At 56.8% G+C, this 21073-nt stretch carries 25 protein-coding genes and 1 tRNA gene; 14 read left to right on the forward strand and 12 right to left on the reverse strand.

Annotated elements, in window-relative coordinates; genetic code table 11:
- Positions 1-6: 6 nt before the first annotated feature.
- The 4 genes from TL5118_RS02620 to TL5118_RS02635 form a co-directional block, all read right to left on the reverse strand.
- Positions 7-558 (reverse strand): methyltransferase family protein, encoded by a 552-nt coding sequence (locus TL5118_RS02620; RefSeq protein ID WP_025054181.1) that lies wholly within the window; start codon positions 556-558, stop codon positions 7-9.
- Positions 558-1475, reverse strand: a complete 918-nt coding sequence (locus tag TL5118_RS02625) for a cation diffusion facilitator family transporter (RefSeq protein ID WP_025054182.1) — start codon at positions 1473-1475, stop codon at positions 558-560. Before TL5118_RS02625 ends, TL5118_RS02620 begins: the two co-directional genes overlap by 1 nt.
- Positions 1465-2235, reverse strand: coding sequence for a transglutaminase-like domain-containing protein (locus TL5118_RS02630; RefSeq protein ID WP_058243065.1), 771 nt, complete (start codon positions 2233-2235; stop codon positions 1465-1467). Before TL5118_RS02630 ends, TL5118_RS02625 begins: the two co-directional genes overlap by 11 nt.
- A gap of 101 nt (positions 2236-2336) precedes the next feature.
- The gene (locus TL5118_RS02635; protein WP_025054184.1) at positions 2337-2765 is read right to left on the reverse strand and encodes a MerR family transcriptional regulator; all 429 of its coding nucleotides are present in this window, start codon (positions 2763-2765) and stop codon (positions 2337-2339) included.
- Between the two features lie 172 nt (positions 2766-2937).
- Between TL5118_RS02635 and TL5118_RS02640 the strand changes: the two genes are divergently transcribed.
- From TL5118_RS02640 to lspA, 9 genes are all read left to right on the forward strand, one after another.
- Positions 2938-3528, forward strand: coding sequence for an SCO family protein (locus tag TL5118_RS02640; RefSeq protein ID WP_037969025.1), 591 nt, complete (start codon positions 2938-2940; stop codon positions 3526-3528).
- Positions 3529-3530: 2 nt separating this feature from the next.
- A complete protein-coding gene (locus tag TL5118_RS02645; RefSeq protein WP_025054186.1) occupies positions 3531-3956 on the forward strand; it encodes a disulfide bond formation protein B in 426 nt (141 codons plus the stop codon).
- A complete protein-coding gene (locus TL5118_RS02650; RefSeq protein WP_025054187.1) occupies positions 3953-4612 on the forward strand; it encodes a DsbA family protein in 660 nt (219 codons plus the stop codon). The genes TL5118_RS02645 and TL5118_RS02650 overlap by 4 nt, the downstream gene beginning before the upstream one ends.
- Before the next feature lie 25 nt (positions 4613-4637).
- A complete protein-coding gene (locus TL5118_RS02655) occupies positions 4638-5099 on the forward strand; it encodes a copper chaperone PCu(A)C (protein WP_025054188.1) in 462 nt (153 codons plus the stop codon).
- Complete coding sequence (locus TL5118_RS02660; RefSeq protein WP_025054189.1) at positions 5099-5722, forward strand: SCO family protein; 624 nt, start codon at positions 5099-5101, stop codon at positions 5720-5722. Before TL5118_RS02655 ends, TL5118_RS02660 begins: the two co-directional genes overlap by 1 nt.
- 149 nt (positions 5723-5871) lie before the next feature.
- Entirely contained in the window at positions 5872-7092 is a 1221-nt protein-coding gene (locus TL5118_RS02665) for a M23 family metallopeptidase (RefSeq protein WP_234969169.1), read from the forward strand.
- 3 nt (positions 7093-7095) lie between these two features.
- Entirely contained in the window at positions 7096-7545 is a 450-nt protein-coding gene (locus TL5118_RS02670) for a DUF411 domain-containing protein (protein WP_025054191.1), read from the forward strand.
- A gap of 26 nt (positions 7546-7571) precedes the next feature.
- The gene (locus tag TL5118_RS02675) at positions 7572-8354 is read left to right on the forward strand and encodes a ZIP family metal transporter (protein WP_025054192.1); all 783 of its coding nucleotides are present in this window, start codon (positions 7572-7574) and stop codon (positions 8352-8354) included.
- 6 nt (positions 8355-8360) lie between these two features.
- On the forward strand, positions 8361-8828 hold the full coding sequence (gene lspA / locus TL5118_RS02680; RefSeq protein ID WP_025054193.1) for a signal peptidase II: 468 nt from the start codon (positions 8361-8363) through the stop codon (positions 8826-8828).
- On the opposite strand, the gene TL5118_RS02685 is transcribed toward lspA, so the two are convergent.
- The 5 genes from TL5118_RS02685 to TL5118_RS02710 all read right to left on the reverse strand — a co-directional run bounded on the left by TL5118_RS02685 (position 8819) and on the right by TL5118_RS02710 (position 13719).
- Positions 8819-9328, reverse strand: a complete 510-nt coding sequence (locus TL5118_RS02685; RefSeq protein WP_037969026.1) for a L,D-transpeptidase family protein — start codon at positions 9326-9328, stop codon at positions 8819-8821. The genes lspA and TL5118_RS02685 overlap by 10 nt on opposite strands.
- A 66-nt stretch (positions 9329-9394) precedes the next feature.
- Positions 9395-11737, reverse strand: coding sequence for a heavy metal translocating P-type ATPase (locus tag TL5118_RS02690; protein ID WP_058243067.1), 2343 nt, complete (start codon positions 11735-11737; stop codon positions 9395-9397).
- A gap of 585 nt (positions 11738-12322) precedes the next feature.
- Positions 12323-12985, reverse strand: coding sequence for a L,D-transpeptidase (locus TL5118_RS02700; RefSeq protein ID WP_025054197.1), 663 nt, complete (start codon positions 12983-12985; stop codon positions 12323-12325).
- Positions 12986-13303: 318 nt separating this feature from the next.
- Positions 13304-13504, reverse strand: coding sequence for a hypothetical protein (locus TL5118_RS02705; RefSeq protein ID WP_058260737.1), 201 nt, complete (start codon positions 13502-13504; stop codon positions 13304-13306).
- A 2-nt stretch (positions 13505-13506) separates the two neighbouring features.
- Positions 13507-13719, reverse strand: coding sequence for a helix-turn-helix domain-containing protein (locus TL5118_RS02710; protein ID WP_058260738.1), 213 nt, complete (start codon positions 13717-13719; stop codon positions 13507-13509).
- A 158-nt stretch (positions 13720-13877) separates the two neighbouring features.
- On the opposite strand from TL5118_RS02710, the gene TL5118_RS20835 reads away from it, so the two are divergent.
- Positions 13878-14519 carry a hypothetical protein gene (locus TL5118_RS20835; RefSeq protein ID WP_082638137.1) on the forward strand — a complete coding sequence of 214 codons (642 nt, stop codon included), beginning with the start codon at positions 13878-13880 and terminating at the stop codon, positions 14517-14519.
- Between the two features lie 2 nt (positions 14520-14521).
- Here TL5118_RS20835 and TL5118_RS02720 read toward each other — a convergent pair whose 3' ends face one another.
- Positions 14522-14827, reverse strand: a complete 306-nt coding sequence (locus TL5118_RS02720; RefSeq protein WP_131727396.1) for a hypothetical protein — start codon at positions 14825-14827, stop codon at positions 14522-14524.
- A gap of 471 nt (positions 14828-15298) precedes the next feature.
- Here TL5118_RS02720 and TL5118_RS02730 point away from each other — a divergent pair, with 471 nt between their 5' ends.
- Positions 15299-16375 (forward strand): tyrosine-type recombinase/integrase, encoded by a 1077-nt coding sequence (locus TL5118_RS02730; protein ID WP_082638138.1) that lies wholly within the window; start codon positions 15299-15301, stop codon positions 16373-16375.
- A gap of 62 nt (positions 16376-16437) precedes the next feature.
- Here the strand turns inward: TL5118_RS02730 and TL5118_RS02735 are convergent.
- A tRNA-Cys gene (locus TL5118_RS02735) sits at positions 16438-16511 on the reverse strand.
- A gap of 109 nt (positions 16512-16620) precedes the next feature.
- Positions 16621-17568, reverse strand: a complete 948-nt coding sequence (locus tag TL5118_RS02740) for a LysR family transcriptional regulator (RefSeq protein WP_082626234.1) — start codon at positions 17566-17568, stop codon at positions 16621-16623.
- A 113-nt stretch (positions 17569-17681) separates the two neighbouring features.
- On the opposite strand from TL5118_RS02740, the gene TL5118_RS02745 reads away from it, so the two are divergent.
- The 3 genes from TL5118_RS02745 to TL5118_RS02755 all read left to right on the forward strand — a co-directional run bounded on the left by TL5118_RS02745 (position 17682) and on the right by TL5118_RS02755 (position 21004).
- Positions 17682-18656, forward strand: coding sequence for an MBL fold metallo-hydrolase (locus TL5118_RS02745; RefSeq protein WP_058243074.1), 975 nt, complete (start codon positions 17682-17684; stop codon positions 18654-18656).
- A 174-nt stretch (positions 18657-18830) separates the two neighbouring features.
- A complete protein-coding gene (locus tag TL5118_RS02750) occupies positions 18831-19484 on the forward strand; it encodes a protein-L-isoaspartate O-methyltransferase family protein (protein ID WP_058243075.1) in 654 nt (217 codons plus the stop codon).
- Positions 19485-19570: 86 nt separating this feature from the next.
- On the forward strand, positions 19571-21004 hold the full coding sequence (locus TL5118_RS02755; RefSeq protein ID WP_058243076.1) for a TolC family outer membrane protein: 1434 nt from the start codon (positions 19571-19573) through the stop codon (positions 21002-21004).
- Positions 21005-21073 lie beyond the last annotated feature (69 nt).

Raw genomic sequence — 21073 nt, forward strand, 5'->3', positions numbered from 1 at the left:
GGCGGCTCAGATAAAACGACGGGTTGACGCCATATACTCTTCAAAATCAGACCCGTATTGCTTCTTGAGCCACGGTTCTTCCGCGAATGGCGCAGCTACCAAAACCAAGATCGAAGCCGTTCCAATAATGAGCGTTGATGGTGCTGCAGAAAGTATCATCCATCCACCAACAATCGCGATATCGGCCAAGTACTGAGGATTGCGAGAGTAACGATACATGCCAGCGGTCCTCAGCGTACCTTTCGCGCCGCCCGTTTGCGGAACCCCGAAATGAGCGACTTCAGACCAGACGACAACATTGCCGAACACAATGAGCGGTATCCCGACCCCGAAACGCAGCCAGGTGGGAAACGCCAGATCACCCCAGCCCAAGATGCCAAGCATGATCAGAATGCCAAACAACGAAAACGTTGGCACCCAGACCAGAATTGGTGTGATCGACGTGTAGCGCTTGGGCGGCCAGATACGACGCTCGGGGAAAGCGATTGACCAAAGGATCGAAGCAAGTGTCAGCGCAGCAATTCCCAGACCTAAGTAAATCAAGATGACTTCTATCATTATCTGGTCTCCTCATGCCCATAGAGCTGCGCTCCATCGTGTGCATTCCCCAGATCCTCCAATTCGAGAGTGGAGTGCCGGATGCCGAACTCTTCGGCGAGGCGCGCTTTCACTGCCGCTTTGATCCCTTCGCCGAATGCGCCATCAGCGGTCACGACATGGCAATCTAGCGCCGCCTCATTCTCTTGCATCTGCCACAGATGAACATGGTGGACATCATGCACACCATCGACGTCGCTGATTGCAGCAACAACGGCATCATTGTCGATGTTGGGTGGGCTTCCGAGCATCAGGATACGAATAGGGCCACCGATTTCGGTAACTGCAAGGTAGAGGATGTAGAGCGCGATGCCGATCGTGATCGCCGGATCGACCCACCACATGTTATAGAGCAGGATGAGCGAGCCGCCGATAATTACGGCAACAGAAGCCAGTGCGTCAGACAGGTTATGCAGGAAGAGCGCCCGAATGTTGACGCTGCCCTTTTGCATCGAATAGGTCAGCAGCGCTGTCAACGTGTCCACGACCAGCGCCACCGAACCAAGGATCACTACTGTCCAACCGGCCACTTCGGTCGGTTCGATCAAACGCATTCCGCCTTCGTAGATGAGATAGAAGCCAACGAGGATGAGGGTGGTGTAGTTGATCAAGGCAGCCACAACTTCGATCCGGCCATAGCCGAATGTCATGCGCTCGTCCGCAGGGCGTCTTGCGATTTTCCGAGCTGCAAAAGCGATCACCAAGGATGCCATGTCCGAGAAATTGTGGAGCGCATCTGCAATAAGCGCGAGGCTGCCCGACAAGATCCCGCCGACGATCTGCGCGACCGTCAGAAGCGCGTTGGCCCAGATCGCGATAGAGACACGGCGGTCGCCAGAAGCGGGATCAATATGCGCGTGACCGTGATCATGAGGCATGACGGGACTCCTCGTGCTTATGATTGGGCAACGCCAAGCCAGGTATTTGCGGCACGTTACCGGACCTGATCCGCCGCACGCGGGTATTCATCCAATGGCGTATGATATGGCGATACAATATGCCCTTTACGAAGCTAAACGACTGCTGATGAGCGGCGTAGAACTCGTCGGGTGCGTCGAAAGTGCCAAAGTCCTGAGCGATGCCTGTCTCCTGGATGTAGGTATCGCCCCCTGTCCATTCTACCGGCGGAGCCTGCAGACAATCGGTTCCCGCCCCATAACCGCAGAGGCTGGGTGAATCGGTAAATGCGGATTGGAGCGCCAATAGAAACTCTGCATCCAGAATGAACCCTTCGAGGTTCGCCCAACCCATCTCGGTCTCCACCTCAACCCATGAGTGGACGATCTCATTGGGGGCAAGAGGATAAACGAGCTCTGGTACAACGCCCCGTTGCAGTTCTTTGTGGATCGTGAACCCGTGAAGGCGACACCGCACACCTACCGCGCGCAACAAGGCCATAAGTAACGTGCCCTTGGTATTGCACTGACCAAAACCGTCATCGAGGACGTCGGCCGCCGGGATATCGTCTGCGCGGTTGTACCCAAAGGCAATTTCATTGCGGACAAAATCGTAGACGGCGCCGATCCGATCATGTTGGGAAAGGGCTTTCCACCCTCGGTCCTCGATCAGTTGTGTAATCGACGGGTGGTTGAAGTTTAGGATTGGGGTTGCTGCCAACAGCCGATCACCAGCGCTCATTTTTATCTCCTCGAATCGCCTTTGAGATAGATGTAATTGCTACAGTGACTTTAGGTTCAAGTGTTCTCTTCGTTTTAGTAGCTTGAGAGCCGTGGAAACGGTTAAGCCCCTATTTCATTGTGATCGGTCAGGCACTCAGAATGATCGCGCAAAACCTCGAGAACCTTGCAGTCCGCTGTATTGCCTCCGCTGCATTCGTGGATCATGCGCTTTAATTCTGTGCGCAGCGCTTTCAGCCGATCCATTTTTAGTTCTACCTGCTTGAGTTGCCGCCGGGCGATGGAATCCGCCTCATGGCAAGAGCGGTCGGGATTATCACTGAGATCGAGAAGCTCGCGGATCGCTTCAAGGGGAAACCCCAACTGGCGTGCGTGCCGGATAAAGGACAAGCGGTCAACTTCCGCATCCCCGTAGCGCCGCTGCCCGCCTTCGGTGCGACCTGGTTCGGGCATCAGGCCGATCTGTTCGTAATACCGGACAGTCTGAACTTTTGTTCCGGTCTTCTTTCCCAAACTTCCAATTGTCAGCATGTGACCTCCATATCTATAGCGTTGGTAGCTATAGCTATTGGCATCCGCAAGCCAGCACCCTAATCACAGATCCGTGACACGCCGCCGCAATGCCGAAAAACAACTTGAACCTCTAGCAACTAGAACATTTAGACCGCTTTAAAAATGGGCGGAATCGGGCGCAATACAACCAATGAAATTTTCTACGTTACAAAAAATGCTTTGGGGACTTACCGCGATCGTGGTTGTTGGGTCCATTTTTTTGCAGTTTTCTATCAGAGAAGAACAGCGCGCTGATGCGCCCGCGTTCCAAGCTGACTTCGAACTGACCGATCACCGAGGCATAGTGCAGACGGACGAAGACTTCGCAGGGCGCTGGTTGCTCGTCTTCTTCGGCTTTGCGAATTGCCCCGATGTGTGCCCCACGACCTTGGCAGAGGTTGCCGCTGTCATGGATGCGCTCGGCTCCGATGCCGCCAAAGTCCAGCCGCTCTTTATCTCGATTGACCCCGAACGTGATACGCCCGAAAAACTGGCAGAGTTCGTTCCGGCTTTCGAGGCAGATATAGTAGGCCTCACCGGCACGGCCGATCAGATCAAGCGAACATCGGAAACCTTCCGCGTGTACTTTGAGAAGATCGAGGAAGCCGCTTCGCCCAATGGATACACGATGGGACATTCCTCCCAGCTGTTCCTATTTGATCCCCAAGGCGGATATGTCGGGGCTTGGACATATGGCACATCAGCTGAAGAGATTGTTTCCGATCTAAGGGCGAGGATGTAGATATGAGCCGAGTGATGGCAAAAGATTCGGCTCTTGCCGCCGCCTGGATCGTGGCTTTGGGGAGTTCCTTAGCAGTGCTCTATATTGGTGAGGTTCTGGGTCAGGCACCTTGCAATCTGTGCTGGTTTCAGCGCGCTTTCATGTTCCCCTTAGTAATCGTTCTTGGCCTCGGTCTCTGGTGGGAGGATCATCGGGTCGGCCGCTACGGCGTTGCGCTCGCCATTGGCGGGGCCGCCATCGCGCTTTGGCATCTTGGACTTTACACAGGCATCCTTCCGGAACCCATCAAACCCTGCACCGAGACTGGCCCGTCTTGTACCGGCGATAACCAGTTATTCCTTGGCGTCCCAATTCCGCTCTTGGCGCTCATAGCCTTCGCTCTGATCGCACTCTTTTCGTTAATCTCCCTGAAGGAGCCCCGCACGTGAAAAGTAAATCAATCGTTCTAGTCGCATTAGCTGCAGGTCTCGCAATATTTGCGGCCGCTGCCTGGAATCAATCCCGCACTGCACCAGTTGCCGTGGTCGAACCGCTTCAATCCGAGCAAACAGAGGCGCTGATGCGTCCCTATTCTCCCATCATGGGACCCGAGGACGCCCCCGTCACAATCGTGGAATTTTTCGATCCCGCCTGCGAAGCCTGCCGTGCTTTCTATCCGATCATAAAGGACATCATGGCTGAGCACGGCGATCAGGTTCGCGTCGTTCTTCGATACACCCCGTTTCATGGCCCGGCGTCAGAAGAGGCGATCAGGGTAATGGAAGCGGCACGCATGCAGGGTGTCTTTATCCCGGTCAAAGAAGCGATCCTAGAACAACAGCCACGCTGGGCGTCGCACGGTGAACCTGCGCCGGGTTTGCTCCTTAGTATTGCGGAACAGGCTGGCCTTGACGTTGAAGCGGCCCAAGACCAAATGAGGGCGCCGCAAACTGTTGCAATCCTTAATCAGGACCGCGCAGACGTTGAAACGATGGAGATCCGTGGCACCCCCACTTTCTTTGTAAACGGCAAACCTCTTGATCCCTTCGGCGCCGACGAGTTGCGCGCCCTCGTTGCTGCGGAAGTCGCTGCGCATGAATCCTGAACAATTGGCTATTAGGAACAAACCCATGAAATCAACTGCCTACATCGCCATCGCATTCAGCCTCTTAATTGGGTTGCCCGCCTCTGCTGTGGCGGATTCCGGCGACATTGTAGTCGAAGACGCATGGGCCCGCGCTTCTATCGGCACCAACCGCCCAGGCGCAGCTTACATGATCCTGCGCAACACGGGTTCTGACCCGGTGACATTGGTCGGGCTGGAAACCCCATTGGCCATGATGCCGGACATCCACGAAACCACGACTGATTTAAATGGTGTCAGTTCCATGGGCCCTGTCGGTGAAATCACCATTCTTCCGGGCGAAAGTGTTTCGCTGGAACCGGGCGGCATGCATGCCATGTTGATGCGCTTGCAAACCAAGATGGTCGAAGGGGAGACCTTTCCGCTGACACTGAACTTTGCTGATGGCGGGACGCTGAACGTTGATGTGCCTATTCTTGGCATTGCCGCCCGCGGGCCGGAGGGCTGATGAACCGGCGCACGCTCCTTACTTTTGGCGCAGCCGTGAGCGGCGTTGTTGCGCTAACGCTGTTCATCGGCTGGTGGCAGGTTGATGGGCCGGGTGCGCCTGAGCCGGTGGCTCAGCGACCTTTGCCGCTTACCCAAATGGAATTCCAGATGACCAACCAGGACGGGGCAACCGTTGGACCTGCGTCACTTATCGGTAATCCATCAATGGTGTTTTTCGGCTTCACATATTGCCCTGATGTGTGCCCCACCACATTGTCGGACATCTCTGGTTGGCTCGACGATCTTGGCGATGAGGTTGCGGACCTGAATGTCGTATTCATCACGGTAGACCCAGAACGCGATACCGTGGACGCCATGGCCGACTATATCAGCTATTTTCACCCTGCCATCCAAGGCTGGAGCGGAACGCTGGATACGACGGCACGGGCAGCGGCGGGCTTCCGCGCACGATATGAAAAAGTCGCCACGGAGGGCGGCGACTATGCAATGAACCATACGGCAAGCGTCTTTCTCTTTGATGCTGAGGGGCAGTTTTCCGGCACGATAGATTACCATGAACAACGGGAATTCGCGGTGCCAAAAATCCGCCGCGTCCTGACAATGGAAGAAGAAACATCATGAAGTTGAGGTATCCTGCCTTTGGTGTCTTAGGCGCTACTTTAGTCCTAACGCTAATCTTGGCATCCCAGACCAACTGGGGAACGTCCCGGGCACCCGATGCAATTGCTGTGGCGTCGAATTGGCAGCCCGTTCCCTTGCGACAGCCATCTATGTCGCTGCAAACGGAGGCACCCTCCTGGAGCACGATTGCGGCAGCTGACAAAGTCATTTGGTCCTCAGAACCGCCGGAGCCCCTAGCTTACGACAGAGCATTTTTGGAAACGGCCTCGCCAGTGGTATCCTGGTCGGGCACCTTGTCCTCGGGTGAAACCTTAGATGCATTGCTGTCTGCGGCGGGCCTTTCTGCTGGTGATCGCGCCGAAGTAGCTCTGGCCATGGCGGCAGAATATGACCTGCGCAAGCTTAGACCCGGATATGGCATCGAGATTGAAACTTCCGTTTCCGGATCGCTGAGACGAGCCGTATTGTCTGTTGACGAAGGCGTCCAAATCGAAGCGGTTTTCACAGATGAGACTGCCACTCGGAGAATACTGCCTGAGCCTGATTTGGTGCTGCGGGCGGCAGATACGACGGTGCAAAACTCGATTTCGGCAACTCTTGCATCGGCAGATGTTCCCGCTCGGTTTGCCGTAGACTTGGCTGAGATGTTGGGGGGGACTGTAGACTTCCGGCGTGATTTGAAAGGCGACGAACCGTTGCAATTGATGTGGCGTGAAGCCAGGCTCAGCGACCAAATTATCGGACAACCTCACCTGTCCTTCGCTGCGCTGACCATCGACGAAACCCGTTATGAGATCGTGTGGCCGGACGACAACTCTGGAAACGCGACAATTTTTGTCGATGGAGAAGTGTTGCGCGTGTTCGCGCAGCCTGTGAAGGGAGCGCGGTTGAGTTCGGTGTATGGCAACCGCAGACATCCGGTGTATGGAGATGTGCGCATGCATACAGGGGTCGATTTTGCAGCTCCGCATGGGACGCCCGTTTATGCCACCGCACCTGGAACTATCTCCTTTGTTGGCCGACGCGGCGGCTATGGACGCGTGGTCGAGATCGCGCATGGCTCGGACACTATGACCCGCTATGCCCATCTGAGTTTCGTGCCCGACGGTCTTTCGGTCGGAGATAGGGTTACAGCGGGTGAGGCTATCGGTCGCGTTGGCGCGACAGGAACTGCGACGGGTCCAAATCTGCATTATGAAGTGCGGGTGGATGGCCGACCCACAGATCCAATGTCGGAAGAACGGCTTGCCGAAGCGGCAAACGCAGAAGGAACCAATCCAGACATTGTAGCACGTCTTCATGAGAGCCGGGCCCAGTTTACTGGATTACTTGATTCGGATGTCGCTCAAACGATGTCGGAAAGGCTTTAGATAATGAAAAAACTCTCACTCTCCGCCTTGCTCACGCTCGCATTGGCTGGGCAATCGATTGCCCAAACGACCCCAATTGAAGTCGTTAAGACGAATGGTTGCGGTTGCTGCCTAGCGTGGATGAAACACCTCGAAGAAAACGGCTTCGAACCCACAGGTGAAGATATGTTTGCGGGCCTTTTTGTACGCTTCAAACTCGATAATGGCGTTCCGCAAAGAATGGTGTCCTGTCACACGGGTCTGGTAGAGGGCTACGTGATCGAGGGCCACGTGCCAGCAGATGATATTCGCAGGTTACTCAGCGAAAGGCCGGACGCAATAGGCCTCGCGGTGCCGGACATGCCACTTGGCTCACCTGGTATGGATCAGAGCCGCTGGCGTGAGGCCTACGACGTGTTTCTCATCAACAACGACGGGTCGACAGAAGTCTTCTCAAGCTATTCTGGCGATTGAAGCCATTTGAAACGAAAGATCTGAATTTGGACACTCTCTCCCCTATTATGCTCGGATTTCTGGGTAGTCTTGCCGCAGGCTCAATGACGGCCATTGGCGCAATACCCGTGCTTTTTGGTCGCGTGCCGTCTCGCGCTACCCGAGACCTGTCACTTGGTTTCGCGGCGGGCGTGATGCTTGCTGCATCCTTCTTTTCGCTGATTATTCCTGCTCTTGATGCGGCTGAATTGCGATATGTGAACGAGGCAGCACCGGCCGCAATTGTGTGTATTGCGATCCTTCTTGGGATGGGTGCCGTGGCACTCATGAACGAGAAACTACCGCATGAGCATTTCAGCACAGGTCGCGAAGGGCCTGAGGCAGCATCGCTCCGCAGGGTGTGGTTGTTCATCATCGCCATCACGATCCACAACTTTCCCGAAGGGCTGGCGGTGGGCGTCGGCTTTGGCGCAGACGGTGTGTCAGGCGGTATGCCGCTTGCCATCGGGATCGGGCTGCAGAATGCGCCCGAAGGTCTGGCCGTCGCGGTGTCACTGCTCGGCGAAGGGTATTCGAAAGTCCGGGCTTGGGGGATCGCCGCATTAACTGGCATGGTTGAACCCATTGGCGGACTTTTGGGTGCGGGGATCATCACGATCTCGGAACCGCTTCTCCCTTGGGGTTTGGCGTTTGCGGCAGGCGCGATGCTCTACGTTATCAGTCACGAGATCATTCCTGAAACCCACCGAAGCGGTCATCAGAACAAGGCCACGCTCGGCCTTGCGATCGGCTTGGTCATCATGCTGTTTTTGGACGTCTGGCTCGGGTAAAAAACGATGAAGATATTCATCCTTCCCGGCCTGACTACAGTGTTGATCGCTCTTTTCGTGGATCAAGTCACGAAGTTCTTTGTCATGGACAACGCATCCTCGTTTGCCACCGGCATTCAAATCTTACCCATTTTCGACCTTGTGTATGTTCAAAATGATGGGGTTAGCTTCGGGATGTTCGGGGGCATGCCTTGGTGGGGACTGTCGGCATTGGCGCTCGTGATATGCACTGTTCTCGGCGTGATGCTTTTTCGCAGCGACAATCACATCGAAGCTGTCGCGCTTGGTGCTATCATTGGCGGCGCACTCGGTAACGTCGTAGATCGCTTCCGATTTCAAGCCGTTACCGACTTTCTGAGCTTCCACATCGCTGGCCTGTATTGGCCGGCCTTCAACCTTGCCGATGTATTTGTCGTGTGTGGCGTGGGGGTACTTTTGTTGTATCCGCTGCGGAGGGCACGTTTTCAGGCATAAATGTCGATGGGCGTTCCATCGCGCACCATGGCATAAATCTCTTCAATCTGCCGATCGGTGACCGCAATACATCCTGCGGTCCAGTCCTGCTTATTTGTCGGATCAATGCCCCGCCTCGGGCCACCGTGGATAAAGATATCACCCCCTGGAGACCGGCTCTGAGCAGCCGCGAAAGCACGGTCTTCGGCATTGGGGTAAGAAATGCCTATTGAGAGATGAAACAGGCTCTCGGGATTTCGGCGATCGATGGTGTAGGTTCCTTCGGGCGTGCGTCCGTCGCCCTCGAATTGCTTGTGTCCTTCGGGGGCAAAACCAAGCCCGACCGGGAAAGTGCGCAACACACCCTGCGCGCCATCGAGAACGAGCAGTCGTTGAGATTTGTAGAGGCGCAGGCGTGTCACATCAGGGCCAGTGTACGACCTGAATTTGTTGGCGCATCCGGCCAAGAATGTAGCCACCGCACCAGATAGGAAAAGCCGTCTCGGTAATCTTGTTATCATCACTGCCCTATGCCTCTTCTTTGGAGGTTCGTTGTGCCTATCGGATACAGCGTTGCCTTTCACCGATCAATGGCCGTGTGCCAGCGCGCCTTTTGCCATTTCCTCGCCAACTTGCTCTCCGCTGCGCGGTCCTTGGTCGCCGTCGCGTGCTCCTATCAATCGCAAGGCGTTGGCGACAACGAGAAGCGAGACCCCGACGTCTGCCGCAATCGCGCCCCACATGGATGCCATACCGAAGGCAGTCGCCACGACGAAGACGGCCTTGGTTGCAAGGGACAGCCCGATGTTCTGTTTGATGATCGACATGGTCCTGCGCGAATGCCCGATCAGCCATGGAAGTTTGCCAATATCGTCCGTCATCAAAGCAATGTCTGCCGTTTCAATCGCAGCATCCGACCCAACTGCGCCCATTGCTATGCCGTAATGCGCACGCGCCATTGCCGGTGCGTCGTTCACTCCGTCCCCGATCATCGCGACGGTCGTATATTGCGCCACCAGTTCTTCGATGGCCGTGACCTTATCCTCGGGAAGGAGTTCGGCCCGCACCTCATCTATGCCCACCTCGGCAGCCACTGCTCTTGCCGTGGCCGCGTTGTCGCCGGTCAGCATCACGATCTTTTTGACACCTTGTGCGTGCAAACGCGCGACAATGCCCTTGGCATCTGGCCGGATCCGGTCGCGCAGTTCGAGAACGCCGTTGACGCCGTTTGCATCACCGATCGCCACAAGCGTGCTTCCAGCGCCTTCGATCTGATTGCGCAGATCAGCCGGAATATTCCCGCCAAGACCCTTTTCCTCGGCAAACCGGTCTGAGCCGAGCCAGATGGACTGACCGCCCATTTGACCCTCAAGGCCGCGCCCAGGGACGGTTCGGGTATCCTCGGCGGCGACGATTTTTATTCCGTCCCGCTCTGCACGGCCAAGGATAGCCCGTGCTAGAGGATGTGAGGAACGCGCTTCGAGGGCCACGGCCCGTGCCATCAATTCGGCTTCGGTTGTGCCACCAAGCGGATAAATGGCCGCAACCTCGGGCTCACCCATGGTGATCGTACCGGTCTTGTCCATTGCCAACGCAGTGGTGCGCCCGGGGGCTTCGACATAGGCCCCGCCTTTGATCAGCACACCATTTCGGGCGGATGCCGCAAGCGATGCAACAATGGACACTGGGGTCGAGATCACCAAGGCACATGGACAGGCGATGACCAGCAAAACCAGCGCGTTATAGAACCAAAAGCCCCAGTCGCCGCCCGCGACAAGTGGCGGGATTAAGGCAATGAAAATGGCAAACACCATCACAACTGGAGTGTAAATGCGGGCGAACTTTGTCACCCATTGTTCGACCTCAGCGCGACGCGAATGTGCATCGCCAACCATGCGAATGATCTTGGACAGAACCGTGTCAGACGCGGCCATCGTTGCCCGTACGGTCAACGTGCCCTCACCATTGATGGTGCCCGCGTAAACATCGTCGCCCGCCTCTTTTGGCACCAAAGCGCTTTCACCCGTAATGGGCGCCTGATCGACAGCTCCCGCCCCGCCGACAACTTCTCCGTCCAGGGGAATGCGGTCCCCACCGCGCACGATGAACTTGGTTCCGACAGCGACGGCCGCGGCGGGAATATCCGTCTCAGACCCATCCTCGTTTATTACCCGCGCCGTCGCAGGCGCGAGGTCGAGAAGCGCCGAGACAGCGTTGCGTGCCCGCCCGACGCTCCAGCTTTCAAGATAGAGCGAGAGTGAGAAGAAAAACGCAACAGTTGCGGCCTCAAAGAATTCTCCAAGCCCAATGGCACCGGCAACGGCAACCACCATCAACAGGTTCATATCAGGAGAGATCCGGCGCGCAGACGACCATGCTTTAGGTGCCACCAGCCACACACCGAATAGAATTGCGCCAGCGAACAAGGCAACCTCCGCCATTGGCATCGCGGATTCCCCATGGCCGGCAAAGATGCCGATGGCCCCGCCAATCCCGGTTTCAACGAGGTGGTAAATGAACCCCGCCGCCCAAAAGCCTCCGCTCAACATCGTAAACTGCTTTTGTTTCTTCAAATGTGCAGCCTGATCGGCGCTGGCGTCCTCGGCATCCCACGGCTTAGCCGTCATGCCTGTTGAAGCAACCAAATCAATAATCTGTTTCGACGACGGGTTCGTCCCACCATCCAGAACCGTCATGCGCGCGTTGATAACATCAAAGGCGAGGTACTCCGCTCCACCGACCTTTGGTCCGACGACGCGGTTGAGGATCGAGACCTCTTCCGCGCAGTCCAAACCGCTGACGTGGAAACTACGCCCGTCGGAGGCGCTGACTTGCGTTGGCGGAACAGCATCACCACCGCAGCAACTTGTGCCTGTATCAGGCGAAGAAGCGGCATGATCGTGATCATGATGAGCAGCATCGTGTGGCATGAGTTATCCTCAGATTCGCGACTATTTTGATTAGGATACGAGCTACAGCAACTAGAGCTTCAAGAAGAAAAATGACAACGCGTCCGATTTTCGTTTGAACCGCGAAAACCTGCCTCAAATAGTCACCTTCGAACATCGCGCCGGAGCAAGTTTTGAGGCCGACGGCGGGAAAGCTTGAATATCGTATGGCTTTCATCATATCAGCGAAGCAACAATATTCAGGTAAATGGAGCCAAAAGATGATCAAGCGAAGTGCAGCCGTATTCACACTTATACCGCTCGTGAGCGCTTGCGCGGTCACCATGACCGAGCCTGAAGCCGCAAGCCCGACACGTTCTATACCTGAGGAAGTGATTGCAATTGCAGGGCCCAATCAGGACATTATGTCGGCCTTCCTGCGCCCCGACGACAATTGCTTTTGGTACATGCACAATGGCCCGGTTGAAAGAACACCTCTGCCACTCAGGACCTCTGATAGCCGTCACATTTGCATTCAACAGCCCGCTGAGACGTAACAACGAAAACGGCCCTAAATTCATCAGAGCCATTTTCATTCGTTTGCTGTGATCGACGATGCTTTGACTGTCAGCTAGTTGAGAGCACGCTATCCGAAGCGGAGTAAAGATATACAGTCGAACCCATTTCGACATTTGGATAAAGCGCATTGATATGCGCCATCACCATCCGAACACAGCCTGAACTCGCGCGGCCCCCAATCGATCTGGGGTGAGGCGTGCCATGAATACGTAGATACGTATCACGCTGGCCCACGTAGAGGTAAATCGCACGGGAGCCGAGGGCATTTGTCGGACCTGGCTCCATGCCGTCAGCCCACTGGGCGTTCACAGGGTCACGCTCGATCATTGATTGGGTGGGTGTCCAATGCGGCCACTCAACCAGACGGCGCACCGTATAGGTGCCCGGTTCATAAAGATTGCCGCGCGCAATCGCGACGCCGTATCGCATCGCCGTGCCACCTTCTTCGATGTGGTAGAGGTATCTTGCGACAGCATCGACGTGGATATCGCCAGGCACCAGCCCATCCCGCGCCTCGACCCGTTGCGGCAGGAAACGCGGTGCAAGATCCCATGGGTTAGATGTCTCAAGAACGAAGTTTTCTGGAGTAACTTGCGCGTCCCAGGTAGCCTTTTGCGACGCAGATGGCCATGTGTTGGCGAAAGCGGGCGACGCCAGCGGGGCTGAAAAAAGAGCAGTCGTGGTTGCGATGAAATGGCGTCTTGTCAACATGTTGAACTTGTCTCCGTCCTAATAGTCAATTTGCGTATTATGTGCCGCATGCTCCATAAGACAGGTACAACCTACACCAACTGGAGGTTCAATAAGAATCTTCGCTTCACACAAATTCGTGTATTTGCATTTGCGTACTGACAACATTTTGTCACGCGACGGAGGCCAGCAAGCAGTGGCCGCTTTCGGGAAAACTCGGCGGCGGCGTGAGCTTCCCCTTAAATCGGGGCTGAAAAAGGTCGAACGACAGCTTTGTGCAGCGGATTCAGGTCATTTGCGTGGCGTGCAGAATCTAGGACTCTGGGCTCTTTCCGGCCGTTAGCTGCGTTTTCCACCAATGTCTGGTTCAGTGGTAAGCTCTGAGTTGTGTTGCGCTATAGGCTCGCCGTCATTGTGCAACGCAGCCTGCGTCTCGCCGTTGTCCCAGCGATACAGAAGGCCGATTTCTTCACCTGTTTTGATGCATGAAATACGGCCGATGGCTTCGGCCGTTGTGCGAACACTCGTAATTTCGGGCAATATCAGCCCCTCTTGTTTAATAACTCTTGTGGGTCGATTTCGAGAGCAAGTGCGATCCGCTCCAGAACATCGATTGATGCTGAATTTTTGGCGAGTTCGATCTCGCTGATATAGCTGCGATCTACATCCGCAGCCAAAGCTAGCTGTTCTTGGCTCAATCCTCTGGAATTTCTTAGATTCCGGACATTTAACCCTACTCGTTCCCGTAATTTCATGGCCTCTATTCGGCCAGATCACAAGAACCGCTCTACGGAATATATTCCACAAAACGCGCGCGAGCATCACAAACACTATGCTCGCATATGGTGTAAAGGTCGGGATTTCAGGTAGCTTAACAATAATGCGGTAATGTAGTCGAAAGGCATTTATTGATATGTGGTCCAGACTTATCAGAAATTGGAGCGCTGGAGCTGTCGTGGCTCTGCTCTCAGCTGTGGCTCCGCAGGCGGCTAAGGCCTATCAGGTTGACTGCGCCATTCTGCTTTGCCTGGCTGGTGGGTGGCCCGCGTCAGCAGAATGTGCCCATGCCCGTGCCGTGTTTATCCGTCGGATCACGCCCTGGCCGATTGAGCCGCCGTTGCAAATCTGGCGTTGTCCGATGGGTGTTTCTGAGCGTGTGCCTTTGCAAAGCACGGCCCCGAAAATCTGGGAGGCCAGCAACCAATCAGGTCAGCAGCTCGCACAAGTCATTCTGGCACAGGTAGTCGAAGGTGGTGCCGATATCGACATCAGTGGTCTGGAATTCGATTTCGTACGCTCGATTCGTGTCTGGGATGTTCGGCACTACAGCCATCGCGAACGCGGTCGCGACGATGATTGTTCTGAGAGTTACAACATGCGCCTCGGGACCTATGGCACGCAGGGCGAATTCGGCTGGCAAAGCACGACACCAGCGGCCGCCCCGCAATGGGTTCTGCCGTCACGGCGCTGTTCATCATCGAATTGGCGACGAGGAGTTGGCGTGGAATGGGAAGATCACGAAGGTAACCACGGATATGAGTGGGTGGCCTACTAGGGCTATTCCCCGATGTCTTTCATGCGTTCCGCGATATCGCCCGCAATGCGCTCATACAGGGCGGCTTGCTTGTCCCTTGGCGTCCCAGGCTTTGGGTTTCTTCGACGGATGCGTTTGGCGAGCCAGAACAGCAGCCGCGCGGCTGGATCCGACGTCGCATCCGGTTCTGCAGCCGGGTACTTCTCCTCAAGAGCGACGACGATTTCCTGCGACAGGCTGCGCCGGTTCAGTGTGGCATGCGTTTCCAGACGCTTCTTCAGCGCGGCAGGAAGCAAGAGTTTGAATTGGACCAAGGCTTCTTCTTTCATGATTGCATGATGGACAATATTTGTCCTCAATGATATGGACATTTTATGTCCTTTTGTTGAGGTGTAAATATGAAGACAACCCAGTTCAAACTTAACCTTCCAGCGGACGTGAAAGCCTGGCTCGAAGAGGAGGCTGTGCGGAACTTACGCTCACAGGGCGCTCAGGTGGTGTCTTGTTTGCGGGCAGCCATGTCGCGGCAAGAAGCCGTGGGTGAGAGGGCTGAAAAATGAGCCCAAGCCATATTCAGCTGATTCCGACCCCAGAGCTTGCGCTTCTCTTCGGCTACAGTGAGCCGAGCGCGTCCTTCTATGACTTCTGCCGTAGGACGGGTATCGCTCCGGTGCCCGGTCGGCGCGGGTGGTATGATCCGAAACTCATCCGCGCGCGATTGGATGCTGTTCAGGGTATCAGCGCGGCAGAACGCGAGGCCGCTTCGCAACCGAGCCTCGTTGCACAGCGGAGAGCGCGTCGTGCCCAGAAGTAACTTCCCCAAGGGCGTCCACCGTGTCCGGCGCAAGGTCGTGTCCGGTGTTCGCTACCATTTCTATGCTTGGCGGGGTGGCCCCAAATTTTGGGAAGGGACGGACCCAAACCCAAAGGAACCCGAATTCTTCCATGCGTTTTCGCAGTGCGGTTCGCCCGTGAGCCCGGACGAATACCTGACGACTCACTTAGTCGACGATTTTCTGTCCAGTGCGTCCCTGCCTAAAGCTGAGCGTTCAAAGGCGGATATCCGCAAGTGGCTGGAGCTGTTTCGCGAGGAGTTCGGTGCCGATCCTGTCGCGATGTTCGAAGAGCGCGCCTCGCGGGGCGAGGTTAACAATTGGCGCAAGAAGTGGCTTCATTCCCCCAAGCAGCACGACATGGCGGGTACCCATGCGACACGCGTTCTGAATTGGGCGGTGGAGGAGGGGAAGCTGAAAGAGCACCACTGTCACAAGCTCAAGAAGCTCTACCAATCGAACCGGACTGAGATCATTTGGACGAGTGGCGACATAGCGCAGTTCAATAAGCACGCGCCGAAATGGGTGCAGAGGATCCTTACCGCAGGATGCGAAACCGGTTTGCGGGCAGCTGATCTGGTTCAGGTCAAAATGGACCAATTCGAAGACACGCCGCACGGCAAGCGCCTTCGTTTCAGGACCAGTAAGCGCGGCCAGATCGCATATATCCCGGCCACTTCAGCCCTTGAGAAACTGATCGCAGAGACGCCGGAGGGCCAAGATGTGCTGCTGGTGTCAGAGCTTGGCAGGCCTTTGACGGCCCGTTGGGCATCGAACCAGATCACCAAGTGGCGGCGCGAAGCGGAGATCCCACCGTGGATCGATGGGCGCGAGAAGACTTTGTCCGATACGCGCGGGACAGCGGCGACAAGATTGCTGAATGCCGATCTGTCTTTGCGCCAAATCGCAGTTCTGATGGGGTGGTCGGTTCGCTACGCGGCGCAGGTAATCGAGCATTATGCGCAGGTTAGCCCGGACGAAAGCGATGCGGTTCTGCGCAAGCTCAATCGAGCGAAATCACTGTCTCAAGACACAAAAATGTAAACGCCCCTGTAAACGTAGGGCCTCAAGCACGGCAAGGAGTGATGTAAGTGATTGTTTTTAAATGGAGGCGAGTACCGGAATCGAACCGGTGTACACGGATTTGCAATCCGCTGCGTCACCACTCCGCCAACTCGCCTCATGTGGTGTGTCACCCAAGTGCGGCTGTGCCGCGACTTGTTGGGGTGATTTAGAGGTTTCCCAAAGGAGTGTCCAGAGGGTTTTCGATATTCTTCTCGCTGCTTGGTTCAGTTCAGGGTCACGGCGGGTGGGGCGGGCGCGGGCTGCGGGTCGGCAGGGATCTCTTGGGGCAGATCATTCAGGCGCGACTGGATGGTGTTCAGCACAACAGGCAGGCGGCGGCCGCTGGCATGGCGCGACGGGTAGACGGCAAAAATCTCTTTCGGGGCAGGGGGGTAGTCCGGCAGGATCACCTCCAGTGCGCCGCTTTGTAGCTCATCCGCAATCAGGATTTTAGGCACCCGCGTGTAGCCTGATCCGTTGAGCACCGCGCGCAGGATCAGGTCGGGATCATCCGCAGTAAAGCCGACCCGGATCGGCGCCTGATGCTCGGCACCATTGCGAAACAGCGCCATATAAGGAGCCTCATGTTCCTCATTGCGCAGGATCAGTTTCAGCCGATGCATATCTGCCGGTTTTTGGGGCCTGCCGACCTGATCCAGATAGCCCGGCGTGGCGACCAGAACCGCCTCCAACTCAGCGATTTTGCGGGCGTAGCCGTCGGTATCACCCAGGCGGCCACTGCGGATCGCCAGATCGTAGTTTTCCCGGATCACATCAACAAAACGGTCTTCCGTCCGCATCACAAAGGTCAGGTCAGGGTGGGCCTTGTCCAGATCCAGCAGCGCGGGGCCCACCACCATGCGCCCCAGAAAGGTGCTGACGCTGATGCGAAACGTGCCGCTCAAAGATTGATCCAACCCGGCCAGATCGGCGCGCAGGTGGTCATAGCCTGACAGCAGGCGCCGGGCGTGGCTGGCAACCAGATCCCCGGCGCGGGTGGCCTTGACCCCACGTGGTGTGCGTAGCAGCAATTGCTGGCCCAGCAGCGCCTCAAGCTGTGCGATCTGCTGGCTGACGGCGGATTGTGTCATTTCACGCCGTTTGGCAGCGCGGTTGAGGCTGCCCTCATCCAGGGCGGTCACAAGGGTGTCAAGCAGGCTGAGGCGGTCCAAGGTATCGTGATCTCTTATATGTGCTATCGTATTTGCGCGGCTTATCTGCCGCGTTTCATTGAAATACGTTCATTTGGCACAGGAAATCCAGAGAGATATTGCAGGAGTTGCTTATGACTTTTTCACGCAGAACAGTGATGCAGATGTTGGTGGGGGCGACGGCTGGGGCCGCGTCCCTTGGGATGCCGCGCGCGGCTTTGGCCACCTCAGGGGCTGCGGGGCAGCCTGCGGGGGTTTACCGGTTCCGGTTGGGGGAGGCCACGGTGACGGCGCTGCTGGATGGCCATATCGCGATTGCACCGGAGTTGGTGGTTGGCTTGGATCCAGCGCAGGCTGATCAAGCCCTGATGGCGGCTGGCTATCCCAAAGGGTTCCAGGGGCTGCAGATCCCGGTCAACGGCTATCTGGTTGAGATGAACGGTCGCAAAACCCTGATTGATGCCGGTGCGGCGGCCACGATGGGGCCGGGCGGGGGCGGGTTGTTGCCGGCGCTGGCAGCTTTGGGTGTGACACCGGCCGATATTGATGAGGTTCTGCTGACCCACCTGCATTTGGATCATGTCGCGGGCGTCGTGGATGGCAGTGGCGCGGCCATGTTCCCCAATGCGGAACTGGTTGTGGCGCAGTCCGAATGGGACTTCTGGCATGATGAGGCTGTTTTTGCCTCGGTGCCTGAGGAAAATCGCGGCTTCTTCCATATTGCGCGGACCTCTGTTGCGTCCTACGCGGATCGCATGCGGTTCTTCACCGGGGAGGAAGAGGTTTCAAGCGGGATCCTGTCGGTGCCGATGCCGGGCCACACGCCGGGCCATGCCGGGTTCCAGCTAAACTCAGGCGATGACAGCCTGTTGATCTGGGGCGATCTGATCCACATGACTACGTTGCAGATGGCACATCCGGAATGGACGGTGGTGTTTGACGGCGACCCGGCGCTAACGGTTGAGAGTCGCAAGCGGTTCCTGGATCGGGCTGCGGCGGACAATCTGCTGGTGGCGGGTATGCATCTGGACTTCCCCGGATTGGGCCGGGTGCAGCGCGCAGGCGAGGCCTATCATTTCCAGCAGGCCCCTTGGCAGGCCCTGTTGTGATGTCACCCCAAGGCAACACCTGAAAAATAAGGGGCGGCCCATGCGGGTCGCCCTTCTTCTTCAAGGGCCTCATTTTTAAGTGCTTAGCTGGTTTTCGCCGATTGTTATGCGTTGCCGCTTGAATGGTGATGTGACACACTATAGATCACCAATCTGAACGAAAGAGTTTAGTAAATGACAGACTTTACCGCGCGCCGCACCATGATGGTGGACACACAGATCCGCCCGTCAGATGTGACCAAATTCCCGATCATCGAGGCGATGCTTTCCGTGCCGCGCGAAGAGTTCGTGCCGGCCGACAAAATTGACTCTGCCTATGTTGAAGAAAACGTCGATCTGGGCGGCTCTCGAGTGGTGCTGGAACCGCGCACCCTAGCCAAGATGCTCGACGCGCTAGACATTCAGGCAGATGAGCTGGTGCTCGATCTGGGCTGTGGGCTGGGCTATTCCTCTGCTGTGATGGCGCGCATGGCCGAAGCGGTTGTGGCCGTCGAAGATGACGAAGCCCGCGCTGATGAGGCGCAGGCTGCCCTGTCACGTGCAGGTGCTGACAATGTTGCGGTGCATGTTGGTGCGCTGGCAGAAGGGGCCGCGAAACACGGGCCCTATGATGTGGTTGTGCTGCAGGGCGCAGCCGAACATCTGCCTGAAGCCATCATTGATCAGGTGAAAGAGGGTGGCCGGATTGCCGCGCTGATGGTCGAAGGTGCGCTGGGCACAGTTAAAATCGGATATAAGATCGACGGTGTGATGTCATGGCGGTTTGCTTTCAATGCTGGGGCGCCCGTACTGCCCGGCTTTGAGCGCCACCAGGCCTTCACATTGTGAGGATATCAGGCAAACGTCCCGACGGATAACACATCGGCGGGCGTATCATAATTTCAGGCCGGACGGGGCCTTTGAGGGAGCAGGACATGAAACGCGCGTGGATTAAATCCAAACAGGCGGCCCAGGTCGCGGTATTGACCGTGACAACTGCCCTTGGCGGCACGGTGGCCGGGGTAGCTACGGCGGATACTTTGGCCGGTGCCCTGTCAGATGCCTACAAGAACTCAGGCCTTTTGGAACAGAACCGTGCGGTGCTGCGTGCTGCAGACGAAGATGTGGCACAGGCCGTCGCCGCGTTGCGTCCGGTGCTTAGCTGGGCGTGGGATGTGACCCGCCAGTTCGGCACGCAGCAATCGGCACAGACCGGCAATGTGGCGGCTGGATTTAACGGCACCTCCACTACGCTTGGTCTGTCGGCCTCACTGACGCTGTATGATTTCGGGTCCAGCAAAGGGCAGGTCGATATCGCCAAGGAATCAGTTCTGGCAACCCGTCAGGCGTTGGTGTCAGTGGAACAGAACGTGCTGCTGCAGGCTGTTGATGCCTACACCCGTGTGCGCACCGGGGCGGAAACGCTGGCGCTGCGTCAAAACAACGTCCGTGTGATCACCGAAGAGCTGCGCGCTGCCAAGGACCGGTTTGATGTGGGTGAAGTGACCCGCACCGACGTCGCCCAAGCTGAGGCCCGGTTGGCACAGGCCCGTGCCTCGCTGGCGCAGGCACAGGGTGATCTGGTTGCCGCACAGGAGTATTTCTTGGCAGCCGTAGGCCGCAAAGCTGGCAACCTGGCCAGCCCCACACGCGCCCCGATTTCAGCCAAAAACGCCGGTGAAGCCAAAGCGATTGCGCAGCGCAATCACCCCGATGTTCTGCGCGCTAAACATGAGGTGGCTGCTGCCGATCTGGGCGTTGCGGTTGCTGAGGCTTCGATGAAGCCCACCGTAAACCTGACCGGTCGTTACGGTTTGACCGAAAACTTCGATTCCAGCGACTACAGCCGCGCAGGCTCCATTGGTGTTCAGGCTTCCGGTCCGATCTACGCGGGTGGCCGTCTGGCCTCGGTTGTGCGTCAGGCCATTCAGCGCCGGGATGCGGCCCGTTCGGCATTGCACCTGACCACCATTTCGGTGGCGCAGGATGCTGGCACCGCTTTTGCCAACCTGCAGGTGGCCCGCGCCGCGCGTGAGGCAGGCGATCGTCAGGTCCGTTTCGCGCAGGTCGCCTTTGACGGTGTGCGTGAAGAGGCCTCGCTGGGCGCGCGCACCACGCTGGACGTGCTGAACGCGGAACAGGAGCTCTTGAACGCCAAGGCCAACCTGATCACCTCAGTGGCAAATGAATACCTAGCCTCCTATTCGCTGCTTGCGAACATGGGGCTGCTGACGGCTGACAACCTGCGCCTGAACGTGCCGCGCTATGATCCGGCTGAGTACTACAAGCAGGTGAACAAAGCCCCCGCCGCGGTCAGCGCTCAGGGGCGTCAGCTGGACAAAATGCTGCGCCGGATCGGTAAAGAGTAAAAATTGACCGGTCGGTTGTGAGAATCTCTGCCTTTGGCTACACTTAGCCAGAGGCAAGAGTGGAAGTGT

The organism is Thalassovita autumnalis (assembly GCF_001458255.1).
Classification (GTDB): domain Bacteria; phylum Pseudomonadota; class Alphaproteobacteria; order Rhodobacterales; family Rhodobacteraceae; genus Thalassobius; species Thalassobius autumnalis.

Excerpts from the sequence above, each read along its gene's own strand:
- TL5118_RS02620 (WP_025054181.1), bottom strand. The coding sequence starts at position 558 with ATGATAGAAGTCATCTTGATTTACTTAGGTCTGGGAATTGCTGCGCTG.
- TL5118_RS02625 (WP_025054182.1), bottom strand. The coding sequence starts at position 1,475 with ATGCCTCATGATCACGGTCACGCGCATATTGATCCCGCTTCTGGCGAC.
- TL5118_RS02630 (WP_058243065.1), bottom strand. The coding sequence starts at position 2,235 with ATGAGCGCTGGTGATCGGCTGTTGGCAGCAACCCCAATCCTAAACTTC.
- TL5118_RS02635 (WP_025054184.1), bottom strand. The coding sequence starts at position 2,765 with ATGCTGACAATTGGAAGTTTGGGAAAGAAGACCGGAACAAAAGTTCAG.
- TL5118_RS02640 (WP_037969025.1), top strand. The coding sequence starts at position 2,938 with ATGAAATTTTCTACGTTACAAAAAATGCTTTGGGGACTTACCGCGATC.
- TL5118_RS02645 (WP_025054186.1), top strand. The coding sequence starts at position 3,531 with ATGAGCCGAGTGATGGCAAAAGATTCGGCTCTTGCCGCCGCCTGGATC.
- TL5118_RS02655 (WP_025054188.1), top strand. The coding sequence starts at position 4,638 with ATGAAATCAACTGCCTACATCGCCATCGCATTCAGCCTCTTAATTGGG.
- TL5118_RS02660 (WP_025054189.1), top strand. The coding sequence starts at position 5,099 with ATGAACCGGCGCACGCTCCTTACTTTTGGCGCAGCCGTGAGCGGCGTT.
- TL5118_RS02665 (WP_234969169.1), top strand. The coding sequence starts at position 5,872 with ATGTCGCTGCAAACGGAGGCACCCTCCTGGAGCACGATTGCGGCAGCT.
- TL5118_RS02670 (WP_025054191.1), top strand. The coding sequence starts at position 7,096 with ATGAAAAAACTCTCACTCTCCGCCTTGCTCACGCTCGCATTGGCTGGG.
- lspA (WP_025054193.1), top strand. The coding sequence starts at position 8,361 with ATGAAGATATTCATCCTTCCCGGCCTGACTACAGTGTTGATCGCTCTT.
- TL5118_RS02685 (WP_037969026.1), bottom strand. The coding sequence starts at position 9,328 with ATGATAACAAGATTACCGAGACGGCTTTTCCTATCTGGTGCGGTGGCT.
- TL5118_RS02690 (WP_058243067.1), bottom strand. The coding sequence starts at position 11,737 with ATGCCACACGATGCTGCTCATCATGATCACGATCATGCCGCTTCTTCG.
- TL5118_RS02700 (WP_025054197.1), bottom strand. The coding sequence starts at position 12,985 with ATGTTGACAAGACGCCATTTCATCGCAACCACGACTGCTCTTTTTTCA.
- TL5118_RS02710 (WP_058260738.1), bottom strand. The coding sequence starts at position 13,719 with ATGAAATTACGGGAACGAGTAGGGTTAAATGTCCGGAATCTAAGAAAT.
- TL5118_RS20835 (WP_082638137.1), top strand. The coding sequence starts at position 13,878 with ATGTGGTCCAGACTTATCAGAAATTGGAGCGCTGGAGCTGTCGTGGCT.
- TL5118_RS02720 (WP_131727396.1), bottom strand. The coding sequence starts at position 14,827 with ATGAAAGAAGAAGCCTTGGTCCAATTCAAACTCTTGCTTCCTGCCGCG.
- TL5118_RS02745 (WP_058243074.1), top strand. The coding sequence starts at position 17,682 with ATGACTTTTTCACGCAGAACAGTGATGCAGATGTTGGTGGGGGCGACG.
- TL5118_RS02750 (WP_058243075.1), top strand. The coding sequence starts at position 18,831 with ATGACAGACTTTACCGCGCGCCGCACCATGATGGTGGACACACAGATC.
- TL5118_RS02755 (WP_058243076.1), top strand. The coding sequence starts at position 19,571 with ATGAAACGCGCGTGGATTAAATCCAAACAGGCGGCCCAGGTCGCGGTA.